The sequence below is a fragment of the Pseudoflavonifractor sp. MSJ-30 genome (genome assembly GCF_018918045.1).
Lineage (GTDB): Bacteria > Bacillota > Clostridia > Oscillospirales > Oscillospiraceae > Faecousia.
Genome location: NZ_JAHLPU010000059.1, coordinates 1 through 26,683 on the forward strand (window position 1 = coordinate 1; position 26,683 = coordinate 26,683).

The 26,683-nt window shown below is 50.7% G+C and carries 27 protein-coding genes and 2 pseudogenes; 5 read left to right on the forward strand and 24 right to left on the reverse strand.

Features of this window, described 5'->3' with window-relative positions; translation table 11 throughout:
* Positions 1–220: 220 nt before the first annotated feature.
* From KQI10_RS09480 to KQI10_RS09520, 9 genes and pseudogenes are all read right to left on the reverse strand, one after another.
* Complete coding sequence (locus KQI10_RS09480) at positions 221–1,030, reverse strand: hypothetical protein (RefSeq protein WP_216567185.1); 810 nt, start codon at positions 1,028–1,030, stop codon at positions 221–223.
* Positions 1,017–1,469, reverse strand: coding sequence for a hypothetical protein (locus KQI10_RS09485; protein WP_216567186.1), 453 nt, complete (start codon positions 1,467–1,469; stop codon positions 1,017–1,019). Before KQI10_RS09485 ends, KQI10_RS09480 begins: the two co-directional genes overlap by 14 nt.
* Positions 1,466–2,890: a spore germination protein gene (locus KQI10_RS09490; RefSeq protein WP_216567187.1), complete on the reverse strand. Its 1,425-nt coding sequence runs from the start codon at positions 2,888–2,890 to the stop codon at positions 1,466–1,468. Before KQI10_RS09490 ends, KQI10_RS09485 begins: the two co-directional genes overlap by 4 nt.
* 533 nt (positions 2,891–3,423) lie before the next feature.
* Complete coding sequence (locus tag KQI10_RS09495) at positions 3,424–4,131, reverse strand: hypothetical protein (protein WP_216567188.1); 708 nt, start codon at positions 4,129–4,131, stop codon at positions 3,424–3,426.
* The gene (locus KQI10_RS09500) at positions 4,106–4,543 is read right to left on the reverse strand and encodes a TniQ family protein (RefSeq protein ID WP_216567189.1); all 438 of its coding nucleotides are present in this window, start codon (positions 4,541–4,543) and stop codon (positions 4,106–4,108) included. The genes KQI10_RS09495 and KQI10_RS09500 overlap by 26 nt, the downstream gene beginning before the upstream one ends.
* A gap of 23 nt (positions 4,544–4,566) precedes the next feature.
* A complete protein-coding gene (locus tag KQI10_RS09505) occupies positions 4,567–5,799 on the reverse strand; it encodes a DDE-type integrase/transposase/recombinase (RefSeq protein WP_216567190.1) in 1,233 nt (410 codons plus the stop codon).
* Positions 5,786–6,019 (reverse strand): annotated as a pseudogene (locus KQI10_RS09510) (TnpV protein); the annotation flags it as partial. The gene KQI10_RS09505 and the pseudogene KQI10_RS09510, both read right to left, overlap by 14 nt.
* Before the next feature lie 4 nt (positions 6,020–6,023).
* Positions 6,024–6,638: pseudogene (locus KQI10_RS09515) on the reverse strand (Arm DNA-binding domain-containing protein); the annotation flags it as partial.
* Positions 6,638–6,829 carry a helix-turn-helix domain-containing protein gene (locus tag KQI10_RS09520; protein ID WP_216567192.1) on the reverse strand — a complete coding sequence of 64 codons (192 nt, stop codon included), beginning with the start codon at positions 6,827–6,829 and terminating at the stop codon, positions 6,638–6,640. The pseudogene KQI10_RS09515 and the gene KQI10_RS09520, both read right to left, overlap by 1 nt.
* Positions 6,830–7,118: 289 nt before the next feature.
* On the opposite strand from KQI10_RS09520, the gene KQI10_RS09525 reads away from it, so the two are divergent.
* Complete coding sequence (locus KQI10_RS09525; RefSeq protein ID WP_216567193.1) at positions 7,119–7,643, forward strand: helix-turn-helix domain-containing protein; 525 nt, start codon at positions 7,119–7,121, stop codon at positions 7,641–7,643.
* A 397-nt stretch (positions 7,644–8,040) separates the two neighbouring features.
* Here KQI10_RS09525 and KQI10_RS09530 read toward each other — a convergent pair whose 3' ends face one another.
* Both KQI10_RS09530 and KQI10_RS09535 read right to left on the reverse strand, forming a co-directional pair.
* Positions 8,041–8,403 carry a type II toxin-antitoxin system HicB family antitoxin gene (locus KQI10_RS09530; protein ID WP_216567194.1) on the reverse strand — a complete coding sequence of 121 codons (363 nt, stop codon included), beginning with the start codon at positions 8,401–8,403 and terminating at the stop codon, positions 8,041–8,043.
* The gene (locus KQI10_RS09535) at positions 8,387–8,641 is read right to left on the reverse strand and encodes a type II toxin-antitoxin system HicA family toxin (RefSeq protein WP_216567195.1); all 255 of its coding nucleotides are present in this window, start codon (positions 8,639–8,641) and stop codon (positions 8,387–8,389) included. Before KQI10_RS09535 ends, KQI10_RS09530 begins: the two co-directional genes overlap by 17 nt.
* 317 nt (positions 8,642–8,958) lie before the next feature.
* On the opposite strand from KQI10_RS09535, the gene KQI10_RS09540 reads away from it, so the two are divergent.
* The gene (locus tag KQI10_RS09540; RefSeq protein ID WP_216567196.1) at positions 8,959–9,684 is read left to right on the forward strand and encodes a hypothetical protein; all 726 of its coding nucleotides are present in this window, start codon (positions 8,959–8,961) and stop codon (positions 9,682–9,684) included.
* 10 nt (positions 9,685–9,694) lie between these two features.
* Positions 9,695–11,875, forward strand: a complete 2,181-nt coding sequence (locus tag KQI10_RS09545) for a zinc ribbon domain-containing protein (protein ID WP_216567197.1) — start codon at positions 9,695–9,697, stop codon at positions 11,873–11,875.
* Positions 11,876–12,014: 139 nt separating this feature from the next.
* On the opposite strand, the gene KQI10_RS09550 is transcribed toward KQI10_RS09545, so the two are convergent.
* The 7 genes from KQI10_RS09550 to KQI10_RS09580 form a co-directional block, all read right to left on the reverse strand.
* Complete coding sequence (locus tag KQI10_RS09550) at positions 12,015–12,257, reverse strand: DUF6061 family protein (protein WP_216567198.1); 243 nt, start codon at positions 12,255–12,257, stop codon at positions 12,015–12,017.
* Entirely contained in the window at positions 12,254–12,553 is a 300-nt protein-coding gene (locus KQI10_RS09555; RefSeq protein ID WP_216567199.1) for a hypothetical protein, read from the reverse strand. Before KQI10_RS09555 ends, KQI10_RS09550 begins: the two co-directional genes overlap by 4 nt.
* Before the next feature lie 146 nt (positions 12,554–12,699).
* Positions 12,700–13,965, reverse strand: a complete 1,266-nt coding sequence (locus tag KQI10_RS09560) for a plasmid recombination protein (protein WP_216567200.1) — start codon at positions 13,963–13,965, stop codon at positions 12,700–12,702.
* A 398-nt stretch (positions 13,966–14,363) separates the two neighbouring features.
* A complete protein-coding gene (locus KQI10_RS09565) occupies positions 14,364–15,512 on the reverse strand; it encodes a helicase RepA family protein (RefSeq protein ID WP_216567201.1) in 1,149 nt (382 codons plus the stop codon).
* Positions 15,505–15,837: a hypothetical protein gene (locus tag KQI10_RS09570; RefSeq protein WP_216567202.1), complete on the reverse strand. Its 333-nt coding sequence runs from the start codon at positions 15,835–15,837 to the stop codon at positions 15,505–15,507. Before KQI10_RS09570 ends, KQI10_RS09565 begins: the two co-directional genes overlap by 8 nt.
* Before the next feature lie 5 nt (positions 15,838–15,842).
* Positions 15,843–16,919, reverse strand: a complete 1,077-nt coding sequence (locus KQI10_RS09575; protein ID WP_216567203.1) for a site-specific integrase — start codon at positions 16,917–16,919, stop codon at positions 15,843–15,845.
* Positions 16,906–17,106 carry a helix-turn-helix domain-containing protein gene (locus tag KQI10_RS09580; RefSeq protein WP_002566175.1) on the reverse strand — a complete coding sequence of 67 codons (201 nt, stop codon included), beginning with the start codon at positions 17,104–17,106 and terminating at the stop codon, positions 16,906–16,908. Before KQI10_RS09580 ends, KQI10_RS09575 begins: the two co-directional genes overlap by 14 nt.
* Positions 17,107–17,356: 250 nt before the next feature.
* On the opposite strand from KQI10_RS09580, the gene KQI10_RS09585 reads away from it, so the two are divergent.
* On the forward strand, positions 17,357–17,884 hold the full coding sequence (locus tag KQI10_RS09585; protein WP_216567204.1) for a helix-turn-helix domain-containing protein: 528 nt from the start codon (positions 17,357–17,359) through the stop codon (positions 17,882–17,884).
* Between the two features lie 216 nt (positions 17,885–18,100).
* Here KQI10_RS09585 and guaA read toward each other — a convergent pair whose 3' ends face one another.
* The 6 genes from guaA to KQI10_RS09615 form a co-directional block, all read right to left on the reverse strand.
* Positions 18,101–19,639, reverse strand: a complete 1,539-nt coding sequence (gene guaA, locus KQI10_RS09590; protein ID WP_216567205.1) for a glutamine-hydrolyzing GMP synthase — start codon at positions 19,637–19,639, stop codon at positions 18,101–18,103.
* Positions 19,640–19,654: 15 nt separating this feature from the next.
* Positions 19,655–21,070, reverse strand: a complete 1,416-nt coding sequence (gene purB, locus KQI10_RS09595; RefSeq protein WP_216567206.1) for an adenylosuccinate lyase — start codon at positions 21,068–21,070, stop codon at positions 19,655–19,657.
* A gap of 13 nt (positions 21,071–21,083) precedes the next feature.
* Positions 21,084–22,358 (reverse strand): adenylosuccinate synthase, encoded by a 1,275-nt coding sequence (locus KQI10_RS09600; protein WP_216567207.1) that lies wholly within the window; start codon positions 22,356–22,358, stop codon positions 21,084–21,086.
* A gap of 112 nt (positions 22,359–22,470) precedes the next feature.
* Complete coding sequence (purC, locus tag KQI10_RS09605; protein ID WP_216567208.1) at positions 22,471–23,187, reverse strand: phosphoribosylaminoimidazolesuccinocarboxamide synthase; 717 nt, start codon at positions 23,185–23,187, stop codon at positions 22,471–22,473.
* 232 nt (positions 23,188–23,419) lie between these two features.
* Positions 23,420–24,007, reverse strand: a complete 588-nt coding sequence (locus KQI10_RS09610; protein WP_216567209.1) for a hypothetical protein — start codon at positions 24,005–24,007, stop codon at positions 23,420–23,422.
* A 105-nt stretch (positions 24,008–24,112) separates the two neighbouring features.
* Positions 24,113–25,903, reverse strand: a complete 1,791-nt coding sequence (locus tag KQI10_RS09615; RefSeq protein WP_216567210.1) for a flavin reductase — start codon at positions 25,901–25,903, stop codon at positions 24,113–24,115.
* Between the two features lie 293 nt (positions 25,904–26,196).
* Between KQI10_RS09615 and trxA the strand changes: the two genes are divergently transcribed.
* The gene (gene trxA / locus KQI10_RS09620; RefSeq protein WP_216567211.1) at positions 26,197–26,502 is read left to right on the forward strand and encodes a thioredoxin; all 306 of its coding nucleotides are present in this window, start codon (positions 26,197–26,199) and stop codon (positions 26,500–26,502) included.
* Positions 26,503–26,683: the final 181 nt, after the last annotated feature.

Consider the following 26,683-nt stretch of genomic DNA (forward strand, 5'->3'; position numbering starts at 1 on the left):
TACGCTTAAACAATTCCATTAATTGTCCAAGGTGTTTTAGTTTGTCTTTACGTTATTCAATTTACAAGGTACAGCCGCTTTCGTTGAGGTGTCTCGCAGAAAGCTTCATGATAGTAACATTAAAACCAGAATTTGTCAAGCGTTTTTTCAGATTTTTTTATTTTTTCTTTTTCCTTCTACGCTTTCACTTGCAATTTGCAATTCATATTCTCATTTCGTCTTATATTATCACTTTTCGGCGGAATATCAACGGGAGTATCCACCAGACCAGTGCTGCGCCGGCTGCCGCGATCCAGCCGTTCAGGTGAAATCCGCTCAAAAAAAGTCCCGCCGTCAACGCAGCCGACCACAGACGATCGGTATCATTCTCCCGTGATAACAACTCTGCCGCCGTCAGGAACAGGCCAATGGTCAGCCCCGTGGCTGCCAGACTCTCCAGGCGTCTGACAGAGCCAAAGCCGGACGCGCAGCGGCTCATCTGCCAAAAAGCATTCGCCCTGCATACGCCCACCCCCGCCGTTACCAGACTGAAGGGGAGCGCCCACAAGCCGTTCCGCTTCTGTCCAATCCCTGGCAGAAGGAGTACCGCCAGCAGCCAGCCATCCGGCAGGCCCCGGGCGGGCAATAGATTTTCGGGTTTTATTTCCCGAACGCTTCCCAATAGCACCGCAGCCAAAAGTCCCAATTCCAGAATGCCAAGTACGCCCGACGCTGCCGCTGCCGCCTCCCGTCCTTTTCGGGTAAGCCACCAGGCGAGGAGCAGCAGAATCAAGCCAATCCAAATTCGGTTTTCACCCCCAGGCCAGCTCTCTCCCGCCCAGGTCAGAACCTGACTCAGCAGGAACGCACTCCACAGGCTCTGCACAGTCTGGAGCCACCGGGGCGGACTCTGTTCTATCGTTAATTTCTGAAGCATCGCCGCGCCGGCGCTCATCAGAAGCACACCGGGCCAGGGTGCCCCGGCAGCCGTTTGGGCCAGAGCCGCCAGTGATCCCGCCGGGATGCCGCCTTTTTCCTTACCGCCCTTCAAAATGCCAGTCTCCCTCCAGACGCAGTTTCGGTACCATTTTCGCTTCTTTTATGATCCGGTACAGCGGGGTATCCGGGCCATGGGCCCGCAGGAAAGCCCCCAGCTTCTCCGGATCTGCCTCTCCCTCCACAGTGTAGACCTTTGTGCCGGGCCGTACAAAGCCTTGCAAGGCATCCATGCAGTTCAGCGTCTCTTCGGTCAGCAGCACATAGTCCGCGGTGTCCAAAAAAATCACCCCCGGTGCCGTATTCCGCAGGGTATCCATGGCAGCTTTCAGGCTGTCACCTCGGGCAGAATTCCCCGTGTCCGTTGTTATCGCATACTGTCCCGCCTCTTTTTCTACCAGCAAAACCTCCACAGGCAGCAGCTCTCCCACATCCGTCCCCCTCTGGGGCAGCAGGAGCAGCAGGAGCGCGCCCAGCCGGATCCATTTTTTCACGGCTGCTTCCTCCCATCCTCCGGGCGCAGCAGGGAATCCCGGAATTTGTCCGTCACCATCCGGTCCCGGAGCACGGAAGCCTGCCCCTTGTGAAAGGGCGCCAGATAGGGCACTTCCAGACATTGCAGACCCGCCAGATGGCCCACCAGCACAATCAGGCCAGCCGTCAGGCCAAACAGCCCCGCCACGGCGGCGATCAGCGCAAATCCCAGCCGCCATAGCCGCAGCGCTTCCGCCAGATCCCGGTTGGGCAGCACAAAGCCGCAGACCCCCGCAATGCTCACGGCAATCAGAGCCGCCGGGGATACCAGCCCCGCGTCCACTGCCGCCGTGCCCACCACGATGCCGCCAATGGTAGATACGGACTGTCCCACAGCCTGGGGCAGGTGGATACCGGATTCCTGCAGCAGCTCAAAGGCCAGCAGCAGGCTCACCACCTCCGCGGCCGTGGAGAATGGCACATCCTTCTTGCTCTCAATGATGGAGCGCAGCAGGGGCAGAGGGATCATCTCCTGGTGAAATACCGCCAGAGCGATGTAAAGTCCCGGCAGAATCAGCCCCAGAATCAGGGCCCCATACCGCAGTATCCGCAAAAAGGATGCGCTGAGATAGTCCCGGCTCCAGTCCTCCGGGCTTTCCATGAGATAACCCAGATCCGCGGGGGCAAGATAGCCCAGAGGCAGGCCATCCACCAGCAGCCCTACCCGTCCCTCCAGAAGCCCGGCACAGAATTTATCCGCCCGCTCGGTATATTGGATCAGCGGGAAAGCCGTCTTTCTGGAGCCTGTAACGTATTCCTCCACGGCGGAGGGCGCCAGGAAGCCGTCCACGTCGATCTCTTCCAACCGGCGCCGCATCCGCTGGACCAGCGTTTTATCCGTCAGCCCCTCGATGTAGGCAACGGTCACATTGGTCAGGGATCTCCGTCCCACCTGGGTCTCCCAGAGCCGCAGCTCCGGGGTGCGCAGATGGCGGCGAATCAGGCTGGTATTGGAGCGGACGGTCTCCACGAAGGCGTCCTTGGGGCCTTTGACGGTATTCTCCACTTCCGGTGCGGAAATACCCCGCTTTTCCCCGGTCTTGACCTCGAAGGCAATGGCCCCGGCTCCCGGGAACAGGATCACGCAGAAGCCGTTGACCAGCTTCCGCGCCACCGTATCCAGATCCTTGCAAGGGTCCGCCACGCTGTTATAGACGTTGCCCAGCAGCGCCTCGTCATAGAGCGTCCGGGCCGTTTGGCCGGTCAAATTGTCCGTAATGGGGCGGAGCACATATTCCGAGGTATCCCCGCCGGAGGTCAGGCCGTCGATGGCGTAGGCATAGAGCCGAACGCCGTTGCACCGCAGGGGACGCTGGATAAAATCCCCCGCGCCCTCGAAAATTTTTGTAATGTTCCCATGATTCACTTCCCCGGAATACAACTGCCTCACCTCCCGGGTAGGATTCCACAGTTTTTCCACAGTATGCAAAAATGGGCAAAGGCTTTTTTGCAATCTCTGCTATACTGGTTGAGAAAAATAAAATTCATTTTCCCAAAACAAGGTTTTCTTTTTCTCTATGTCATGGGGCAAAGGTGTTTATTCTCGTTTCACTTTCCGGCGTTTTCCCGCTCTGCAAGGCCGTTCCTTGCAATAAAATTCCAGTTTTATCGTAAAAATAGCTGCGTTTCGCAGCATAGAGCCATAAAAATTAGACCTCAAGCCATTGGCTCAAGGTCTATTCAGGATATTCAGTTTGCCCCTTTCAGGCTAAATGGGATTGCCCCGCAACACGGTAAATTATTCCCACTCGCTCCCTGAAACCGTGACCTAAACGATTTTGTATAGATGGTTTAGCTCCGATTATCGGGATTGCTTAAATTATCCAAGAATTATGGTGTATCATAATTCCTGTTGTCATTTTGTTGTCACGCTGACAAGGATATTATACTTAATTGACCACATAAATCAAGTGGTTATTGCCATTCTGTATCTGTCATTGTTAATTCGCCCTCAGCGGTCATTCTGCCAATCGTAGCGAGTAACAAACTTTCATCTTGGGTGAGTGAACGCTTTTCGGTAATTTTCGCTTGCGTATCATAATACAAACAGAAACGATGAGAAATAACATACACAAAATCAAACAAGTTTGCAGACTCGTCAAGCAGTTCGGTAATCCACTCAGATAAGTGATTTTCTGCATAAGAGGTTGGAATTTCGGGCAAAAGTATGGCAAGTCCCATCCTCTTAAAATTTGATCGGTACTGCTGAATTTTTTTCGTCTTTCTTCGTATGCTTTCTTGAAAAAAGCGTTTCTCTCCGTCGGCAGTCCCAGAGGTAGATATCGCAACCTTTTCATCTTTAAGAGGGACAGAGAAATATCCGCTTGATTTGATGATATTTTTGCGTTTTTCTATATCCTTAGGTTTACCCTGATTTAATTCGGAAAAGGCGCGAGATACTTTCATATCATCTTCTTTTACAGCGGCGGTAACCTCAATTCCCGTACTACTTGCACTGTCTTGAAAATCGGGAGCTTCGCCTGTAATCATTGTATCAAACTTTGAAGGATACAAGTAACGCAAAGTGGCAAGCACCCTATATTCCTGAGAATGTTTAAGAGTGTTTGGTTTAACCGCAGAGGAATACTTTTTACCTTTAACTAAGTCTGTATTTATCTTCATAATTATTCAACCGGAGGAATAGGTGGCATTCAATTTCATATGCAGAGATAACACTTTCTCCCCCTGGCGTAGCTATCGCCTCAGCCGGTATCAGTGCCGGGCTTTTCCCGCTGGTAATCTGCACATCTGTTTCTATCAGCTGGCAATGGTGCTTTCCGCAGATATTCACCCCGGTCATCTGGTGGAGCCTGTGCCAGTAGGTTTCACCATAGTGCTTTCTGTCCTCTGCTGCACACATAGGACAATAGCGCAGCTTGCGTGGCCTGTGATCCTTTCTTGTTGGCATATAGAGGAAATCCCGGTAGATACTCTGCATATTCAGCAGCGCATGAAACGCCTGTGTGCGGCGCTCTATGGGTAAGAATCGACCATAATAAGGAAACATCGTATGCCTCACAATGACAGCTTCCATAGGCAATTCGCTTGTGATTCTCTTCAACGCATACAGTGAAGCAGGATGGTTTCAAACACTTCCTTTGTCATGCAGGCATCTTTCCTGTAGTCGTGCGCTCCACGCTCTTGAAAATCCGGCTCAATAATCCCTTTCCTCTTCAAATGGGGTTTGAATAGCCCTTGCAGCACATCGAAGAATTTCTCCACAGAGCCTTTTAATTCCGGCCTGTATGCGGGAAGATTCACCACAGTAACGCCCAATTCCGCAATCTGTTCAAAGTTAGAGGACTTGTATTCCGCTCCCATATCCGTTACCAGTGTGGCGGGCAGCTGGCAGCAAGGCCATTCCTCCCTGTTGATGGTGATACCGAATCGCCTACACCATTCCTGCTTGTCCGCAATGATATTCAGCATAAGCCCTCTGAGGCTGTAAACACCACCTTCCCATGACAGGGAGTAGCCGCAGCACAGGCCACTAAAGGCATCGACACAGGCTGTCAAAACGGGTCTGCCAATCAGATTATGGGCATCATCCACCAAATAAATATCACAGATGGTAGAATCCAGCATCCCCACACCGATTGCCTGGGCAAACTGTTGTACTCCGTCTCCGGTCAAGGGTCTGTTGTTTCGTTGGTAGTTCTTCAAGCCGTTTCTGGATATGTAATAGGTCTGCATTTTGCGGGTTTTCCTATAGAAATAGCGGAACTGATTGAATGTGGGGTAGCCGGAAATCAGCGTACCGGCAGCATCCGTGTATTTCTCCCGCAGCATTAAGGCATAGGCCGTATTCAGGCTGTTCTTGTGCTGGGTGTAGAAATACCTATTCAATGCCCACCGCATATTCTTTTCATCTTTGGTAAGTGCCCTGCCATCCGCTGTTCTCTTAGGAGCCAACGCCGACAAGTCCTGAAAAGCCAGATACAGGCACAAATAGTTCCGTAGTGTCTGTGTGCTGATACCCTTTTCTTCGGCTATTGCCTTAATCGCATAGGTGCGCATTTTCTCGTCTGCAAGAAACGGCAGCACACCGGCAACCAGAGTGAACCGCTCATGAATCACTCTCTTTGTGGCGGGATCAAGGGATTCCAGATCGAATAGCCCTATGTCTGTAAGCTCCCGCAATTCGGCTTCCGTGCAAAGCGCAGCGCTTTCAAGTGTGATCCACTGTGGCATTGTCCGCTTCAGGCAGTCAATGGCAAGAACGGAATCCCCTCGGATAGCCAGAATGCGAAACACAGAGCCGTCTTGCCGGAACAAATCATTCTTTTGCATTGACAACAATCCCCCAATCCGTCACACCATTTACAACTTCTGTTGCACGATTGCGAATATTATTCATCTTCTGCACCCACAGCATTTGATTTTCAGCTTTTAGCTTTTCCGTTACATTTTCTTTTTCCGCCAGTTGTTTTACCAGCCGGGAAAACATTTCCTCTGCCTGATTATCAATATCGGCAAGGTAACTGTTCAGCTTGCAGGAAGTCAGCAGATTCGCATTCACCCTCACGGATACCAGTCCAATAAAGCATTTGAAATGCGTAGTAGGAAAGCGGTTTATCCATCATCACCTCGGAAAACTTTTGATATTCTTCCTTCGTCCAAAACAGCATTTCCTTTCGTTCCTCACTGCCCATATTTCCTGCTTTTGAGGCGGGATTGCTGCGCAAATCATAAAATCTGACTGCATAGTTAAAGATGGCTGAAAGCTGATTGTGCAAAGTCTTAAGATAAGATGATGAGTAGGGCTTGTTTTCCTCGTTGCGGTAAGCAAGCATTTCATTTTGCCACGCCCTCACATCTTTGGTGGTAATCTCGTTGATTTTGCGGTCTTTAAAGTACGGCAGAATTTTCTGCTGAATAATATTCTCTTTGGTCTGCCAAGTGCTTTCCTTTAATCGTGGCTGCTGTTCTCTGCAATAAATTTCAACGAAGGCAGAAAAGGGCATATCCAAATCTCCTGAGTTTTGCTGCTGAAATTTCTGTTCCCAATCCTGTGCTTCTCGTTTTGTGGCAAAGCCACGCTTGCACTTTGGTTTGCGTTCGCCTTTCCAGTCGGTATACTGCGTCATCACATACCAAGTGCCGTTGTCCTTATTCTTGTAAACGGGCATTAATCATCTCTCCTTTCTGCTCCGTAAATTCTTTCACTAAAATACTGTCGGCTGACACGCCCTGCAACCGTAATAAATCCCTTTGCACTCAGTTCATCGTTGAGCTGTCGGATAATTTTGTAGGCATAAGCCTTTGATACATCAAGTTCCTCTGCAACTTCATCTGCTCGCATAAAAGTTTTATCTGTCATAAAATCACCCCCTTCAAAAATAGTCATCCTTATTTCGTGTCGGAATACTTTCTGACCGCCTTCCGATTTGCCCGGGCGGGTACACCATTACCGTGGTGTACAACGGTTATTCTATTTTTACAAACTTAACGCTATTAGTTTAAGTTTGCATTATCATTATACTAAGCAAATTCCGTAAAGTCAAGTGGTTTTTGAGAAAATATTAAACTTTTTTGTTTTTGTAGTCTTGACACACACTAAGCGTATCTGTATAATGTATATTATCGATAGATCGTTAGGAGGAAGAGTAATGGCAATCGGTGAAAGAATCCGTTTCTTTAGAAATTTAAGAGGTATGACCCAAAAATGGCTCGGTCAGGCTGTGGGCTTTCCGCAAAAAACTGCCGACATTCGTATGGCACAGTATGAATCGGGATCAAGAACGCCGAAAGAAGATTTGGTAAAGGCTCTTGCAGGTGTACTTGAGGTTTCGCCTTTGGCACTCAAAATTCCCGATATTGACAGTGATCTCGGCTTTATACACACTCTTTTTACCGTTGAGGATCTGCACGGCGTAAAAGTGGAAAAGAATGAGAACGAAGTACATATCGTCTTTGACGGTACTAAGCCGAACACAAACAGTGATGTATTTCAAATGCTCACTGCTTGGGCAGAACAGGCTGAAAAATACAGAAGCGGCGAGATTTCTAAAGAACAATATGATGAGTGGCGCTATACTTATCCCGAAAAAGATACCACGCAGCATTGGGCGAAAGTTCCGTCACAGGAACTCAGCGATGCCCTTGTAGAAGCCTTTAAGGACAAACTGAAATAACCCTGCAAACGACAAAAACCCCGTACTGACTTTATTCCGTCAGTACGGGGTTTAATGTTAATATGGTGTTTTTTGTGAGCCTTCAGAAATTACTCTTTACCCACAAACCACTTGATACATCCGATAAAGGTGCTCAAGTGTAATCTTATCAAAATCTTATCAACGAGGGTTTTGAAATCCTGCAAACCCGCATTATTACTGGGTTTGCAGAGTTTTTCAATTTATTCCCACTCGTTCTTGAGATGCATCGCTTAAACAGTTTTGCTTAACAAGCGTTACTCAAGTTCTTCTAGATATTTTGATTATTCATATTATCATAGCTATACAGCGGATGATTATCAAAATCTTATCAGCGGTGATAAATTCTATTAGGAGAGGAAGCAACACATCACTGGGGCTATCTTGCCGCCGCAGCATCGTTCTTGGACAACAGATACACACAATATTGGTTCATACTGATGCCCTCCCGCTTGGCGTGTTCGGTCAGGGACTTGTGCAGGCTTTTGGGAATTCTCAGCTTGAACTGGCCGGAGTAGCTTTCCAGATCGTCTGGCTCCCGGATAGGGATACCGTCCTCTAGGGCAGCCTCCAGCCAGGCCCGCTTGGCATCCTGGGCGTTGGCTACCGCAGATTCCACCGTTTCCCCACAGGTGATGCACCCCGGGAGGTCCGGGTAGGACACCACAAAGCCGCCCTCGGCACGATCTTCTACAATCTCCATGCGGTAAGGCAGGGTAAGATATTCATTCAGTGTTTTCATTGACACCCTCACTTTCCACAACTTGTTTGACCATCTCTACATAAACCTTTTTGATGGGTTCGTGCCTCGGTATGGTAATCGGCTGGCATCCAGGCTTTCGGAATGTATAGTGACTGCTGCCGCCTCTGGGAGCGTTCATCACATACCCAAAGGATTCCAAAACCTTTCGCAGCTCCTCAAATCGGAGGTCCTTGCTCAGGGAACAGATTCTTTCCAGTAACTTATCCCATTTTGACATTGCAATCCCTCCTGTTCCTATATTATATGTGGTGTTATATATGGTGTCAAGTATTTTTTAAAAATAATCCATATCATTCAAATTTTTTGAAATAAGCTTTGTATTTTCGCCTCAATGTGTTATAATGTTCTCGCGACACAGTTTAATTATTTTCCCGGCAGGCATACTTTTGGTAAAAATGTATGCCTGGTCATCATACCCTGCTGGGAATGAACTGTGTCGCAACAGGACCGAGCTGCGTTTTTCGGTGCGCAGTTTCTGCTGCGCACTTTTTATTTCCAAACGCATCAAATATTACAGAAATGCGGTGGTTGACTATGGCTGTAAAATTCACCTCGGTAAAATGCCCAGAATGCGGCGCAAATCTTCCTATTGAGGAAGGGCGTGAACGTGTTTTCTGTTCCTACTGTGGAACTCCCGTCATCATAACAAACGAAAATGAGAAAGTTATCCGTCATATTGACGAGGCCAAAATCAAGCGGGCAGAAACGGATAGAATGATACAGCTTGAACAACTCGAACTTGAAAAAAAGCGTTTGAACCAAGAAATAAGAGACGCAGATCGAGCGAGCAAACTCCAAAGTGTCCTTACAAAAATCTGGATCGTCTTTGTGGTCATTCTTTTCTGTATTTGTATCGGACTGATTTTCATTCAAGGAAATGACGATGATATGCCTGGCTGGGCTGCGGCTTTCCTATTTTTGTTCTACATTGGCGCTCCAATAGCGGTAGGTGGAGGAATCCTTGTCTTCAAGGTACTCCCTGAGAAAACAAACCAGAAACGGCTCATCAGTCAAGGCGGTATTCGATTTCCAAAGAAGTTGGAACCATTTAACGAACAGGACTTTCATCATATGAGCAAGGTACTAGAGTCATCCGGCTTTAACAATGTTGAATGCATAAATAAGCACGATGTGATATTGGGAATATTTGCCAAGGCAGACCAGGTCGAAACTGTTTCCGTTGACGGTAAGGAAATAACCTCCGGTGGAAAGATTTATCTTCCAGATACCCCTATCACAATAACCTACCATGGGAAATGAGGAACACATTATGAAATGTCAAAATTGCGGTGCAGATTTAGATGACGGAGTTCTGTTTTGTCGTGAATGTGGTGCCAAAGTTGAAATGCAGAAAAAATACTGTCGTGAATGTGGAAAGGAAGTTCCTGTTGACGCACGTTTTTGTTCGTACTGTGGCGCAGATTTAGGTGCCATCCCCGTTTTAGACCAGCCCGTGTCAGACGAGGAAGCCGAAACTCATACTTCTGGAAATGAAGAAAATTCAGCACATACACAGCCCTCCCATCCAAGCAACGATGCGGAACATAACACCGCAGTAACCTTTTGGGAGAAAATTACAATGAAACTGCGGACGTTTTGGAACGGACTTGACAATTTTTCTAAGGTGTTCACGATTGCATTTGCCATCGTAGTGCTACTATTATTGATTGCTTTTGCTTCCCACAATGCAGTTGCTGTCTTTTTCTCTTTCCTTCAAATCGCTGACCTTGTCATATCGATGTTGTGGCATAAGGGCATACTTAATCCACCCCAGGAATGGCTGAAGTATATTACACTGGCAATCGCTGTTCTTTTTACTGTCCTAAATATTACGAGTTATTCTTGGGGTAAGAATAAAGTTGTTGAGGGACCTAATAAATCCGCTGTTCCAACCAGCGAAACTAATATTACTAACACTATTGTTTCTCCACCGTACAATGCTGCTGACTGCCTCGGTCAAAACTATGACACAGTAAAGAACGACTTTATTTCAGCTGGATTTACCGAAATTTACACCGATGCCGTGGAAGACCTTTCTTACTCTGAATCTGACAGAATTGATACCATCGAGTCCATCTCCATCGGTGGTAACAACAGCTTTACCGATGGCGAACAATTCAGTAAATCTGATAGAGTAGAGATTTCCTACCATGCTTACAAAAAGGTCAGCGTATCCATTGACGTGGACTTCCTGTCAAATCTTTTCTTTGATAAGTACGGCGTTATCCTTTGCCTCAACGGAGAAAAAATAGGAGAACTGGCACATGGTGAGGATAAATCTTTCTCTCTGGAAGTTTCACCTGGTACATATACACTTGCGTTTCAGAAGAAAGATGATAATTCCTGTGCTGGCTCCATCGAATTAGATGTAAAGGGCGATGTGAACGCTTCTGTTCAGATCAGCTGTCAAAGCGACAGTGTTCGTGTAACAACCCTTTATATTGAGAAACTAGGCGAAATTCACGATGGAGAAATTATGATGCCCCAAGCACTATCCTCCTTCAAGTATAAAAATTACCTAGATGTTCAGAATACTCTTGAAAATTTAGGCTTTACAAATATTTCCACCGAAATTCTATATGATATTTATTGGGGTTGGACAGACGAGGGCGAAGTTGAGAGCGTTTCCATCAACGGAAATGCCGACTGTGTCAGAGGTGATATATTCTCTGCGGATTCACCGATTATTATCACATACCATATGAAAGAGGAAAATGATCCTTCACGGGCTACAGCAGCAACAGAGCCATCAGTAACAGCCGAATCTGCCGATTCTACAGCATCCAAGACGTATTCAATTGACAAAGATCTTGTTGTAACAAAATGTGAGCGAGATGCCAAGTATACGACAATGTACAACATTGCTTTTGCCGAAATTGATTCCAATGGAAATCATATACGCGAATACAGCTTTGGACACTGTATCAATCCCCGCACGATGGGTAAACAATTCAATGCTATTGGTGATTTGCCCAGTTGGTTTTACGTTGGCGCAACCGTCCATGTGAAGGCGAACTATAGTTATGATGGATTAAAAGATACAACAGTTACGGAGACCGTCGGGACAAATTCTGTTGAAAGTGAAGCCTCAACAGAACCGAAATCAACAATTGTATTACCAGAATCCTCAAGCAAGCTTGGAAAAGATTACGATTCCAAATCTTCGTCCACAGTATACTACATCAATGTTGACGGCGTAAAAAACAAACCGCTCCTCCAGCAGTGGAATGGTGCGACTGTTACTGACGGTGTTGCAGAATACCTAGAATTGCTTAACTCAAAAGGATTCAATGTTCGCATTACCAATCAAAGTAGCAACACACCATATGCTGGCTTTACCTACTATGAAACATATTTTGAAGTTTCAGATTCCGAATTGACATGGACAATGTATCTGAACATTCAATCTGAAAATTATGTAGAATACGAATTTGATATTAATCTCGGTTAATGCACTATCAAAATGCCTGGCCACAGTATAACGTAGTGGTCAGGCATTTCCATATTTAGCTATGAATCAGGTGTATATCAATAACTGTTCTGTAGAGTGTAAACTTATAGAGCCACGCTTGCACTATAAATTCAAGTAGTTATTCCAAGCACCTGTAGTCAGTCACGTTTTTCAAATATTCCTCCACATCCCCATGCAGCACCAACTGCGCATACCCAACCGGATCATGGTCAATCAGCCAATCCAGCTCTGACCGCTGACACATATTCTCCGCGTATTCATCCTCCACCGCAGGTGTGTAGATGGACACCAAACGTCCATCTGCGCACCGCAGCTCCACGCAGGCGGTATCAATATTGAATCTGCACGATATAAATTTCATTTTGCTGTCCTCCTCAGATTTTGTGCGTTCTTTTTTGCCAGCGCACTGGCTGCTTGCCGTCTTTTTTCGCTGTAAGGTGCCGTCAAGCGGATGCCAAAACGGCCCTTTTTGACGGCAAATGTCTTACAGCCGTTCCCATCGTCGTCCAGTTGACGGCACTCTGCGGGATATTTGGCGGCAAATTCCGTCAGCCGCTTTTTGAAGTCTGTGTTATAGGTGCAGATTTCTACAAATTCGTCCGCTTCTGTGAAATAAATGCTGGTTCTCTTTTGCTTCTTGGTAAGCCCTGTTTTCATAAGTACCTCCTGAATCTGTAAATTTTTTCCGACTCTACACCCGGAAATAACTGCTGATTTTCAGATGGGGAGCGCCCGAATGATACGCTGTTCTATTCTGACGCTCCCATCCGTTTATTTCCGCTTTTCCCGGGTCTACACGGGATTTATCGTGCCTCGTCCCTGGAACGGCCCATATCCCTGTTTTTACCGAAGAATCTCCCCAAATCGTACCGATCAATGATGGCATTATAGACTCGGAGCTTGTCCCGGAGGGCATCATTTTCCTTTTCGATTTTGTGGAGTTTCATCTGGAATTTTGGAGAGCGATAGTAGGACAATTCTTCTCGTAGGGAAGCGATCTCCGCTTTCAGCTCGTTAATCAGGCCCTTGGCAGCATCCAGTGCCTTTTGAAGTACCCCCTCCCGCTTCTCCTGGGCAATGTACTTTTTCGCTGTTGCCTTCAGGGCTTCGTACTCCTTGCGTTCCAGGATCACCTTTGTAGAGGACAGGGGAACGGGTTTGGCTTCGATTGCATCTACTTTCTGAATGGCCACCTGCTGCTTTTGGTATCGTTCAAGTTTCTTCCCCAGAACAGCAGCCTCCTGGGCTTTTTGGGCTGTTTGCTCTGTCAGGCCCTCCAAGCGCTCCTGCTCCCGCTCTACCTTAAATTGGGTCACAGTCAGATGTTCCTCAGAGCTGCCACGTTCGCCACGCTCCAGGTCTGTGTATCCGGCACTGCGCATGGCGTTGAAAAAATCGTCCTGTAGGACGGAATAGGACTTTTTCAGAACAGGCTTGCCAGACTTGGTGAGCAGTGGCTGTCCATCCTCTCCGATTGCCGGCTGGGAAGCCCACTTCTTACTCATACTGACCTGGTGAATCCGCTCCTTAACGGTTCCCACCAGGGTCGGGTCTTTGCAGCGCTTTGTCCAGCGGACTTCTTTTTCTACCACAGGGATATAGACCACATGGAGATGGTAATGGTAGACATCCTCTCCTAGCTTCTCAGACATGGCACGATTCCGTTCATCGGCGTGCATCACAGCCGAGAGGATATACTGTTCACCGCCTACGATGCTCACGGCGGCCTTGTAGGCATCTGCGTAGAACTGCTTGGCGAAGTCATAGCCGTCGTGGTTATAGAAATAGGCGGAGTTTACATCGAACACCAGCTCCCCGAACTTCTCCGCATCCGCTTTCAAGCCACGGGTGGAAATAGTGCCGGAAGCTACCATTTCATCAAACATGGCGGCATAATCTCCTGTGGGGGATTTGAAGTGGACGTTCATTTTCGTTCGCTCCGGGACTATATCTTGATTTACATAACTTTCTTTCTGCCGCTCATTGTGAGCCTGTGCGTTGCCCACTTTGGCAACTGTCATCTTTGCGTTTCTTGCGCTGGTACGGTCAATACCGTCGCCTCTTGCCATAGGCATAATACCTCCTGAATTTAGATTTTTGAAGAATGTAGGTTGCAGGGGGACACTTCTGCGGAAGTGTAATAACCCACTATGACACTTTCATCCTGCGGCTGCAAAGTGCCGTGGGCTCTCCGAGGGGGATGCGGCTCCTGCGGGAGCCTTGGCCACAGCGATGATACACCGTATCATCGACTGTGGCATGGGTGCCATCGTCTCCGCCCATCCTGTGCTACACCGCTACCACCCACAGCCAGGGAGCTATTTCTCCCCGGCTGACCATCTCCCGGTCTGCGGACCGTCCGATGGGGACGGGGAATGCGGGGAGAATGTGACGGTTGTGACGATTGTGACGGTATTTTGGATACCGCCCCCGCTGTCGTTTTAATCGTCACAACCGTCACCAATCGTCACACCTCTTGGTTTCGCAGCCGGATAGCACTTCCGTTTCTGGTGCGCTTCACAGTGTATTCTACACCGTATTCGCTCAGCAGCTCCCCGGCTTTTACATTTAGCTGCCGTGTCAGAATATTGGGCTGCATTTCCTCTTGAAGCAGCGCTGCCAACTCGGTAGCACTGCCGTTCCACTCCGGGGCAGCAACCGTCAAAATTCCGGCAACCTTTTTGAGAAACGGGTCAGGTGGCTTTTTCCAAAGCTCTGTTTCTGCGTGATCCAAGTCCCAGGAAAGCTTTTCCATATTTCGGGTCAGATGCAGCCGCTGATCCGGCTGATCTCGCCCCACAATGTCCAGTGTGGCGTTCTGATCTGTACGCTTCTCCTTTTGTAGCAGGAACGCTCCATCCGCACACCCCAGCAATCCTGTTGTGCCGGAAATCATCTCAAATTTATCTCCGGCCTGCTGCTTTCTGGTGTGATGCACCAGAAGGAGGCAAATTCTGTTTCTGTCCGCGAACTGCTTCATCTTCCCCACAATCTCATAGTCGTTGGCGTAACTGTAGGCATCCGTACTGACCTCCCGAATCTTCTGTAAGGTATCAATGATAATCAGGCGGGTATCGGGATGCTCTCGGATGAATTTTTCCAACTGTTCGTCCAGTCCCGCCCCCAGCTGCTTGGCGCAGATGGCAAAATGGAGCTTATCCGTTCCCTCCACACCGAACATTCGGGACATCCGTTCCTGCAATCGCTGGTAATCATCTTCTAATGCCAGATACAAAACCGTTCCCTGGTGGACTTCATATTCCCAGAGCTTTTGTCCCGTACTGACATGGTAGGCCAGCTGTGCCATGAAGAAGGATTTCCCCACCTTTGGCGCACCGGCAAACAGATATGTCCCCGCATAGAGCAGGCCGTCAATAACCGCCTGCTTGCCCTCATAAACCGTCTCGTACAGCTCATTCATAGAAACCGTATGCAGATAGGCCGGGTCCTGCATTCTCTGCATCTGAAGGAAAAATTTTTCTTGAGAAATGTCCTCCAGGTCATTGATTTCCGGCGTTTCACCTGTTATAATTTGAGTAGTTTGTGAATGAATCGACTGCCCTGCGTCTGCGCCAACAGATGTGCCAAGGGCGGTCTTTTCTTTTTCGTCAAGCATCCGCATTGTCCCCCTTTATTCCGTTCATGGTAACAGCAATGAGGTCAATGGTACTAAGCAGTTCGTCAGCAACACAATCTCCTGCTGCAATTCGCTCCAGTTCCAAAAGAATTGCTGCCATCTGGTTTTTGAGCGCCTTGTAAACCCTGGGATTTGGCTGTACCACGACCTCGCGCCCCATGCACTTGCGATAGCAATATTCCTGTTTGGGAAGTCCCGACAAAGCAACAGCTCTGTTCAGCTCCTCGTTTTCTTCCGGCGATACCCGGAATCCCACAGTGATACTGCGGAATCGGTTGTGCTTGTCTACATTCTTTGCTGACATCAATATCACGCTCCTTTGTTAATATCGTCCAGTTTGCTTGCCATCTCTTTTTGCTTGGAGGGAAATAGATGGGCATACCGATAAGTGATTTCAATACTTTCATGCCCTACCCGATCAGCAATAGCCACTGCAGAAAACCCCATGTCGATTAACAGGCTGATATGGCTGTGTCTCAAATCATGGATCCTAATCCGCTTAACGCCTGCTGTCTTGGCACCTCTGTCCATTTCGTGGTGGAGATAGCTCTTGGTCACGGTAAAAATACGGTCCTTCTTTTTTAGCCCATACTGCATTTTGAAGAATTCCTGCATTTGTGTGCATAGAAACTCTGGCATCTGAATTGTACGGTTACTTTTCTTGGTTTTCGGTGAAGTTATGATGTCTTCGCCCTTGAAGCGCTGATACGTTTTGCTGATTTTTACCGTACCATGTTCAAAATCAAAATCAGCCGGTGTCAGCGCCAGCAACTCACCTTCCCGGATACCTGTCCAGTAAAGCATTTGAAATGAGTAGTAAGAAACAGGCTTGTCCATCATTACCTCTGAAAATTTCTGGTACTCCTCCTTCGTCCAGAACAACATCTCCCTACGTTCCTCATTTCCCATATTTCCGGCTTTGGCTGCCGGATTGGAATGCAGATCATAATACCGAACTGCATGGTTGAAAATTGCAGAGAGCTGATTGTGCAGCGATTTGAGGTAGGTCTGCGAGTAGGGCTTGCGCTTTTCATCCCGGTAAGCGAGCAGCTCATTCTGCCAGGCAATTACATCCTTGGTAGTAATTTCGTTGATCTTACGCTTCCCGAAATAAGGAAGTATTTTGGTCCTGATGATATGCTCCTTGGTCTGCCAGGTACTTTCTTTCAACCTTGCCCTGAGGTCTGTGGTGTAAATCTCCACAAATGCCTCAAACGTCATATCCAGGTCCCCGGCACTTTGCTGCTGGAACTTCTGCTCCCATTCCAGTGCTTCCCGGCGGGTACTAAACCCTCGTTTACACTTTTGTTTTCGTTCTCCTGTCCAGTCCGTGTACTGCGTAACCACATACCACGAATTGTTTTCTTTGTTCTTATAGGCTGGCATTCAATTCTTTCCTTTCTGCTCCATAGAGCCTTTCGTTGAAATATTGGCGGTTGACTCGTCCTGCGATGGTAATAAACCCTTTTGCCTTCAGTTCCTCGTTCAGCTGGCGAATGATCTTATAGGCATAGGGCTTCGACACATCTAGTTCCTTTGCGACTTCCTCTACTCGTATGAATTTGTTTTCCATGGCGCTCACCTCCTTTCAGCGTATAGTTATCTTCTTTCGTGTCGGAATACTTGCTGGCCGCCATCCGATTTGCCCGGGCGGACAACATTAAACATATTTGCTTAATTTTGCTTCTGTATTATACTAAGCAAATACAGTTATGTCAAGAGGCTTGAGGGAAAATATTAAGCAAAATTATTTAATATATCTTGACATAGCCTAAACATATATGCTATGATAGCGAAGCAAACCTACATAGGAGTGATTGACTATGGCAATCGGTGAAAGAATTCGTTTTATGCGCAATCTTAGGGGCATGACCCAGCGCTGGCTCGGGCAGGCCGTGGGATTTCCTGCAAAAACCGCAGATGTTCGTATGGCTCAATATGAGTCTGGCACCAGAACTCCCAAAGAGGATCTGGTGAACGCTCTTGCAAATGTTTTGGAGGTTTCCCCGCTGGCACTGAAAATCCCTGACATAGACAGTGATCTCGGTTTTATCCACACGCTTTTCGCCATTGAGGATATTCATGGAGCCAGAGCGGAAAGGCAGGGAGACGAGGTTCATATCATTTTTGATGGCAACAAGCGGAACATGGATGCATCTGTTTACGAAATGCTGTCTGCCTGGGCTGAACAGTCCGAAAAGTTCAGAAACGGCGAGATCAGCAAAGAGCAGTACGACCATTGGCGTTACACGTTCCCCGCAGAGGACACCACACAAATCTGGGGCAAAGTACCCTCACAGGAATTTAGCGATGCATTTGTGAAGTCGCTGAAAAAGTATATTAACGATTAAAGCAGGACGCAAAAAAGCCCGTACTGACCATCCGATCAGTACGGGCTTAATGCTAATATGAATCCTTGTGAGGCGTGGGAAATTATCCCTTACCCACAAACCACTTGCAATGCAGAATAATTGTACTGCAGTGGGATCTTATCAAAACCTTATCAGAGGTGGTTTAAGGCATTCAAAAAACTGTTGGTATGTCTACACTTTTTCGGTTTTTGCCTATCATTCCCACTCCACCGTTGCGGGCGGTTTGCTGGTGACGTCGTAGACAACGCGGTTGATGTGCTTGACCTCATTGGTGATGCGGTTGGAGACGGTGGCCAGGATGTCGTAGGGGATTCTTGCCCAGTCGGCGGTCATGAAGTCGTCGGTGGTGACGGCGCGGATGGCCAGAAGGTGGTCGTAGGTTCTGTGGTCGCCCATGACGCCCACGGTGCTGACACCGGGCAAGACGCAGAAGAACTGGGCCATCTGGCTTTCGTAGCCGTTTTTGGCCATTTCATCCCGGAGTACCCAGTCGGCTTCCTGGAGGATCTTGACCTTCTCGGCGGTGATTTCCCCGATGATGCGCACACCCAGGCCGGGGCCGGGGAAGGGCTGCCGCCAGACCAGCTCGTGAGGGATACCCAGCTGCTCGCCTACCCGGCGAACCTCGTCCTTAAACAGGCTGGCCAAAGGCTCGATGATGTCCAGGAACTTCACGTCCTCGGGCATTTTGACCTTATTGTGGTGGGTCTTGATCTTATCGGCGTTGCCCTTGCCGGACTCGATGCAGTCGGGGTAAATGGTACCCTGAGCAAAGAAGGCATCCTCACCGCCCTGGCGGCGGACCTCGTCCCAGAACACCTTATAGAACTCGGTGCCGATGATTTTCCGCTTCTGCTCCGGGTCTACCACGCCTTTCAGGCACTCCAGGAAATGCTCCTGGCAGTTGACCCGGACGAAGTGCATATCAAAAAGGCTGGTGAAGGTCTTTTCTACAAAGTCGCCCTCATCCTTGCGCATAAGGCCCTGATCTACGAAGACACAGGTCAGCTGGTCGCCCACAGCCCGGCTGATGAGGCCCGCGGCCACGGAGGAGTCAACGCCGCCGGAAAGGCCCAGAATGACCTTCTTATCGCCGATGCGCTCCCGCAGGGCCTTGACGGTATCCTCAATGAAGGAATCCATCTGCCAGTCGCCGGTGCAGAGGCAGACATTGTACAGGAAGTTTTTGAGCATCTGATTGCCGAACTGGCTGTGGGTCACCTCGGGATGGAACTGGACAGCGTAGAGCTTCTGCGCCTCGTTCTCCATGGCAGCCACAGGGCAGTTATCGGTGGAGGCGGTGACCTCGAAGCCCTCCGGCAGCTGATCGACCCGGTCCGTATGGCTCATCCACACGATGCTGCTCTCGGGCACATCGGCAAAGAGCTTGGAAGTTTGCTTTTTCAGATTCAGCTGAATCTTGCCGTATTCGGAAGTCTCAGCGGTGATGACCGTGCCGCCGGCCATCCAGGCGGTGAGCTGGCAGCCGTAGCAAATGCCCAGAACGGGAATGCCCAGCTTCAAAACCTCCGGGTCATAGTGGGGGGAGGACATATCATAGACGCTATTGGGGCCGCCGGTGAAGATGATGCCCTTGTAGTCCCGGGCCTTGATCTCGGCGGGGGTAATGGCATCGTACTGCTCGATCTCCGCATAGACGTGGAGATCCCGGACTCTGCGGGCGATCAGTTGGTTATACTGGCCGCCAAAGTCCAAAACCAGAATTTTTTCCAATGAGGTTACCTCCGTTTATAGGTTGATTTCCGCGGTTTCCCGCTTCACATCGCCGATCAACGGCTCGATTTCCTTCAGGAACCGGTCCACCTGCTCGGGGCAGCGGCCCACATACAGCTTGGGGTCCAGCAGTGCCTCTATTTCCTCGGGGGTCATGCCGAATTCCTTCCGGGCGGAGAGCAGCTCCAGCAGGTTGCAGCTCTCACCGTTCTTCATGCGGGCAGTGGCCTCCATGGAGCAGGAGCGGATGATCTCATGCAGCTCCTGCCGGTCGCCGCCCCGCTTGACGGCCTCCATCATCAGATTCTCAGAGGTCATAAAGGGCAGATACTCCCGAACCGTGCGCTCCACGATTTTTTCATTGACGTGCAGCCCATCGGTGACGTTCTGAGCCAAACGCAGCACGGCATCGGCACACAGAAAGCCCTCGGGGAGGGAAATGCGGCGGTTGGCGGAATCGTCCAGGGTCCGCTCCAGCCACTGGGTGGAGGCGGTCATGGGGGCGTTCAGAGCGTCCGCCATGAGATACCGGGACAGAGAGCAGATCCGCTCACAGCGCATGGGGTTGCGCTTATAGGGCATGGCAGAGGAGCCGATCTGATTCTTCTCAAAGGGTTCTTCCACCTGCCGGTCGTGCTGCAGCAGCCGGATGTCGTTGGCCATGCGGTAGCAGCTCTGGGCGATGGAGGACAGAACGTTGAGGATTCGGCTGTCCAGCTTTCGGGGATAGGTCTGGCCGCAGACGGCGAAGCACTTCTCAAAGCCGAAGTCCGCGGAGATCATTCTGTTCATCTCGTCGATTTTGGCAGTATCCCCGTCAAACAGGTCCAGGAAGCTGGCCTCTGTGCCGGTGGTGCCCCGGCAGCCCAGGAAGCGCATATTGTCGATGACGAAATCCAGTTCCTCCAGATCGGAAGCCAGATCCTGCATCCACAGGGTGGCCCGCTTTCCAACGGTCACCAGCTGGGCGGGCTGGTAGTGGGTATAGCCCAGGGTAGGCATGGCCTTATAGCTTTCCGCAAAGTCCCGCAGATTTGCCAGGACTTTTTTCAGCTCTTCCTTCAGATAGCGCAGGCCGTCCCGATAGATGACAATGTCGGCGTTGTCGGTGACATAGCAGCTGGTAGCCCCCAGATGGATAATACCGGCTGCGGAAGGGGCCACCTGACCGTAGGCGTACACATGGGCCATCACGTCATGGCGTACCAGTTTCTCCCGTTCGGCGGCCACGGCATAGTCAATGTCGGTGATGTGGGCTTCCAGCTCCTTCACCTGATCCTCGGTAATGCCGAGGCCCAGCTTCTGCTCGGCCTTTGCCAGGCTCACCCAGAGTTTCCGCCAGGTCTGGTAGCGCACATCCTGAGAGAACAGGTGCAGCATATACTCCGAAGCGTATCGGGAGGACAGGGGGGATTCGTAGCGGTCAGTCATGGTTTCCTCCTTATCAGCGGTAGATGATGCTGTCACGCTCGGGGCCTACGGAGACGTAGCCAATGTGGCAGCCGATGTTCTTCTCCACGTACTCCACGTACTTCTTGGCATTCTCAGGCAGCTCGTCCCAGGTGCGGCAGCCGGAGATATCACACTTCCAGCCGGGCAAGTACTCCATGACGGGCTTGGCGTCCGCCAGGACTGCGGGGAAGGGGAACTCCTCGATCTGCTTGCCGTCCAGCTCGTAGTGGGCGCAGACAGGAACCTGGTCCATATAGCTCAGCACGTCCAGCTTGGTCAGAGCTATGGAGGTAGCACCCTGGCAGCGGATGCCGTAGCGGGTAGCCACAATATCGATGGGGCCTACCCGGCGGGGACGTCCGGTCTTGGCGCCGAACTCAAAGCCCGCATTGCGCAACTCGTCCGCCTCCTTGCCGAAGAACTCACAGGTGAATGGGCCTTCGCCAACGCAGCTGGAATAGGCCTTAACGACGCCCACGATATGGTCGATCTTCACATTGGGTGCGCCGGAGCCCACGGGGGCATAGGCGGCAATGGGGTTGGAGGAGGTGGTGTAGGGGTGGATGCCGTAGTCCAGGTCCCGCAGGGAGCCCAGCTGAGCCTCGAAGAGGATCTGCTTGCCCTCGGCCTGAGCATCCCGCAGGAACACACCAGTATCGGCAACATAGGGCTTGATCTTCTCGCAGTAGTCGTCCACCCAGGCCATGAGCTCTTCCATGGTCACAGGCTCGGCACCGTAGACACCGGTAAGGGTCAGGTTCTTCCACTCCAGCAGATCGGCCAGATGCTCTTTCAGGTGCTTGGGGTACAGCAGTTCCCCGGCCAGGATGGTCTTCTTCGCGTACTTATCGGCATAGAAGGGGGCAATGCCCTGCTTGGTGGAGCCGTACTTCTTGTCGGCCAGGCGGGCCTCCTCCAGGCCGTCCTGGAGCCGGTGCCAGGGCATCAGCAGAGAGGCGCGGTCAGAGATCTTCAGATTCTCCGGGGTAATGGCAACGCCCTGGGCGCGGACCTGCTCCATTTCCTTCCACAGGTTCTCCGGGTCAAGGGCAACGCCGTTGCCCAGAATATTCACAACGCCCTTGCGGAAGATGCCGGAGGGCAGCAGATGCAGCGCAAATTTGCCGTACTCATTGATGACCGTATGGCCGGCATTGCCGCCGCCCTGATAACGAACGACGATATCGTAGTCCTGGGTCAGCAGGTCTACCATCCGGCCCTTGCCCTCGTCGCCCCAGTTGATGCCAACGATTGCGCAGTTTCCCATAATGTGATCCTCCGATTTATAACAAATAGTGTGTATTTTTGACCTTGTTTATACGCACGGAAGCTCCGGTGGGCTTTTCCGCCTGCCGGAGTTTCCAAGGGTAACAATGTTCTTACTTCAGATGCTCATCCAGACGCCGCATGATCTCGGCATAAGCCTCTTCCACGCCGCCCAGATCCCGGCGGAAGCGATCCTTGTCCAGCTTCTCATGGGTCTTCACATCCCACAGGCGGGAGGTGTCAGGGCTGATCTCGTCAGCCAGCACGATGGTACCGTCGGACAGTCTGCCGAACTCCAGCTTGAAATCCACCAGGGTAACGCCACAGGTCAGCCAGAAGGCCTTCAGGGCCTCGTTGATGCGGAAGGAATAATCCTCAATGGTCTTGATCTCCTCGGGCGTGGCCAGCTTCAGAGCCAGCGCGTGATAGGTGTTCAGCAGGGGGTCGCCCAGCTCGTCATTTTTATAGGAGAACTCAATGGTAGGATGCTCGAACACAATTCCCTCTTCCACGCCGTAGTGCTTGGCGAAGGAACCGGCGGAGATATTGCGGACAATGACCTCCAGCGGCACGATAGAAACCTTCTTCACCAGGGTCTCCCGGGAATTCAGCTCCTTGACGAAGTGGGTGGGGATGCCCTTCTTTTCCAGCATCTGCATGAGCCGGTTGCTCATCTCGTTGTTGATCACGCCCTTGCCGGCAATGGTGCCCTTCTTCAGGCCGTTGAAGGCGGTGGCGTCGTCCTTGTATTCTACAACCAGAAGCTCAGGGTCGTCGGTCTTGAATACTTTTTTTGCTTTTCCTTCGTACAGCTGCTCCAGTTTTTCCATAATGTAACAGTTCTCCTTTGAATCAAGAAAGATTGATGTGGACAAAACAAAAAAGGGACAAAGCCGCCCGGGGCTTTCACCCGTAGACACCCTTCGTCTCTACCATCAAATTCTACAATACCCGACAGCCTTTGTCAACGGTCACATAAACAAAAGTTTCCGCCGGAAAGCATGTTTCCTTTTCGCAAAATGCCGGGAGCGGCACAAAACCGCCCCCGGCGTGGAAACAAGCTCAGATTTCCGGATCACCCGCAGGCTTCCTCGGCGGCATGCCCTTCTCCATATCCCGGGAGATGAACAGGAAAACGGGCACCAGGAATCGGAAGAAAATGGACAGCACCAGATACAGCGCGGCGTTCTGAGGATCGCAGGAAGCATAGACATCGTACAGCGCCATGAAATACAGCACCGCATAGACGATGGCCACCACCAGCATTACGAGCACCAGGCTCAGCAGCGTTACAATTGCCTGCACACTCTCCCCGGCAACCGCAAGGAACGCGCTGACGACCACACCGGCGATCATGGCACAGCTGACGCACTCCCAAATCAGCAGCGTGACCCGCTTATGCTTCATCTGCCCCTGAGTCAGGTAGCGGTACTGGTCGGAAATGGAACCCAGCACCCAGAGATTCGCCACAGGCACCCAGGCCAGCCAGGGTGCGGAAATGCCCCTGCGCCTGGCGATGGTATACAGTGACAGGGCCGTAAACACATAGACGGCAATGCTGGCCAGCGGCATCACGCCCTCAGTCAGGACCTTGCCAAACAGGGACAGCGCCTGGTCAAAATAAAACAGACCATATTCGGGAAAAATCATATTTTCTCCCACCTTTCTTTTTCTTTCTACTCTACCACAAAACCTGATAGACGGCAAGCAAAAATATGGCGGCACCGCCCAAGTGCGCGGTGCCGCCGCAGTTTCTTATCCGATGGGTTCAAAGTCCGCCGCGCCGTGCTTGCACAGGGGGCAGATGATGTCGTCGGGCAGCTCGTCGCCCTCATAAATCCAGCCGCAGACCTTGCACACGAAGCCATGCTTGCCCTCAGTCTCGGGCTTGGGCTTCACGTTCTTCTGGTAGTAGGTGTAGGTCATGGTGTCCGCGTCAGACATGACTCTTGCCTCGGTGACGGTGCAGATGAACATGCCGTGGGTATCCATGTCCACGAAGCTTTCCACCTTCAGAGACATGAAGGAATTGATATACCGGGGCAGGAAGGCCAGTCCGTTGTCGGAGCGCAGAATCTCCAGGCCCTCGAATTTATCTGCTGTCCGGCCGCTCTGGAAGCCGAAGCGCTGGAACACAGAGAAGGGTGCGGACACATCCAGACAGTTGACGTTCAGCACGCCGGTTTTCTGAATGGTGTGGAAGGAGTAGTTCTGCTTGTTGATGGTGACGGCGATGCGGTTGGGTGTATTGGTCACCTGGCTGACGGTGTTGACGATCAGACCGTTATCCCGGGCGCCGTCATTGGTGGTGACCACATACAGTCCATAGCCGATGTTGAACAGAGCCGTCAGGTCATTTTTGTCGGCAGTGGCGTCCTGCTGAGCCAGATATTCCTTGCTCAGTTCTCCGGCCAGAGTCTCCACCTGCTTGGAGGAGGTCTCATTCAGCGCGGAGACGATGCGTACAGTGGTATCCGCAAAAGTCAGGTTCTTGCACTCCTCCAGCATTTTCTTCATGACCTTGGCGGCCAGAGGCGCCCAGGAGCCGTTCTCCATCAGGGCCACGGTACGGTTGCGGAAATTCCGCTCGGTCAGGTGGTGAATAAATTCCTTCATAAAGGGGAAGATATCGGCGTTGTAGGTAGTGGTCGCCAACACCAGCTTGCTGTACCGGAAGGCATCGGCTACAGCCTGCGCCATGTCGCACCGGGCCAGATCATGAACGATGACCTTCGGGCAGCCGTTGGCCCGCAAAGCCTCCGCCAGCTTTTCCACGGCGGCTCTGGTGTTGCCGTAGATGCTGGTATAGGCGATGACCACGCCCTCGGTCTCTACGGTATAGGAGGACCACAGGTCATACAGGTGCAGGTAGTGGCCCAGATCTTCCTTCAGCACGGGGCCATGGAGGGGGCAGATGGTCTGAATATCCAGAGTGGCCGCCTTTTTCAGCAGGGCCTGGACCTGGGCGCCGTACTTGCCCACAATGCCGATATAGTACCGGCGGGCTTCATCGTCCCAGGGTTCCTCCACATCCAGAGCGCCGAACTTGCCGAAGCCATCAGCGGAGAACAGGACCTTATCCAGCACGTCATACGTCACAATAACCTCAGGCCAGTGGACCATGGGTGCGGCTACAAAGGCCAGAGTGTGCTTGCCCAGGCTCAGGGAGTCGCCCTCGCCCACCACAATCCGGCGGTCCGCATAATCCGTGCCGAAGAAGGCGGTCATCATGTTGAATGCCTTGGCGGAGGACACAATGGTGGTCCGCGGGTAGAGCTTCATGAAATTGCCCACATTGGCGGCATGATCCGGCTCCATATGCTGCACCACCAGATAGTCAGGCTTCCGGCCATTCAGCACCGCCTGGATGTTATCCAGCCACTCATGGGTGAAGTTCTTGTCCACAGTATCCATAATGGCGATCTTCTCGTCCAGGATCACATAGGAATTGTAGGCCATGCCGCCGGGCACCCTGTACTGCCCCTCAAACAGGTCCACCTGATGATCGTTAACACCTACATAGCGAATATCGTTTGTGATGAACATAACTGATTTCTCCTTTTCTATTTGCGATTAATTCTTGTTCTTATATTATCACACACGGCACGATTTGTATACTGGCAAATTGCCAAAATTCTGGAAAGGAAATCTGTATAAAAATATCAATATAGCAAGCGAATTGACAGTTGACAATGGACAATTGACAATTATAGCACCCCGGAGAGGCAAACCTGCACCATCTATCCCAATCGTTCCGAAGGAAACTCCTTAATTGTCAACTGTCAATTGTCCATTGTCAATTCATAACCCCCGAGCCATACGATAAAAAGGAGGCAATCATGTCCATCATCACCTTGACCAACGACAGCTTCTCCCGCCATGTTCTCACCCAGCCGGGGCCGGTTTTCGTGGATTTTTACGCCGGCTGGTGCGGGCCCTGCCAGGCATTCGCCCCCATTCTGGAGGATTTTGCCATGGCCCATCCCGAGGTAAGGGTCTGCAAAGCGGACGTAGACGCTCTGCCGGAAAAGGCTGCGGAATATAGCATACAGAGCGTTCCCACCCTGCTGGTTTTCCGGGACGGCGCCGTCGTGAACCGCGCCGCAGGCGTTCTCACCGCCCGGCAGCTGGCGGCGTTGGTATAGCAATAAGGGCGGCAATTAGCCGCCCCTGAGCTTGTCGAAAAACCCCATTCGGGGTTTTCCACCAGACTTTTGCAGTCCGTCGCATGCACTCCTTGTCCGCTTGCAGCGGACAACTCGCACACTAACGGCCTGAGAAGTATTTTCTGCCAGGTACACGCCCCGGCAGAAAATGATTTGACTT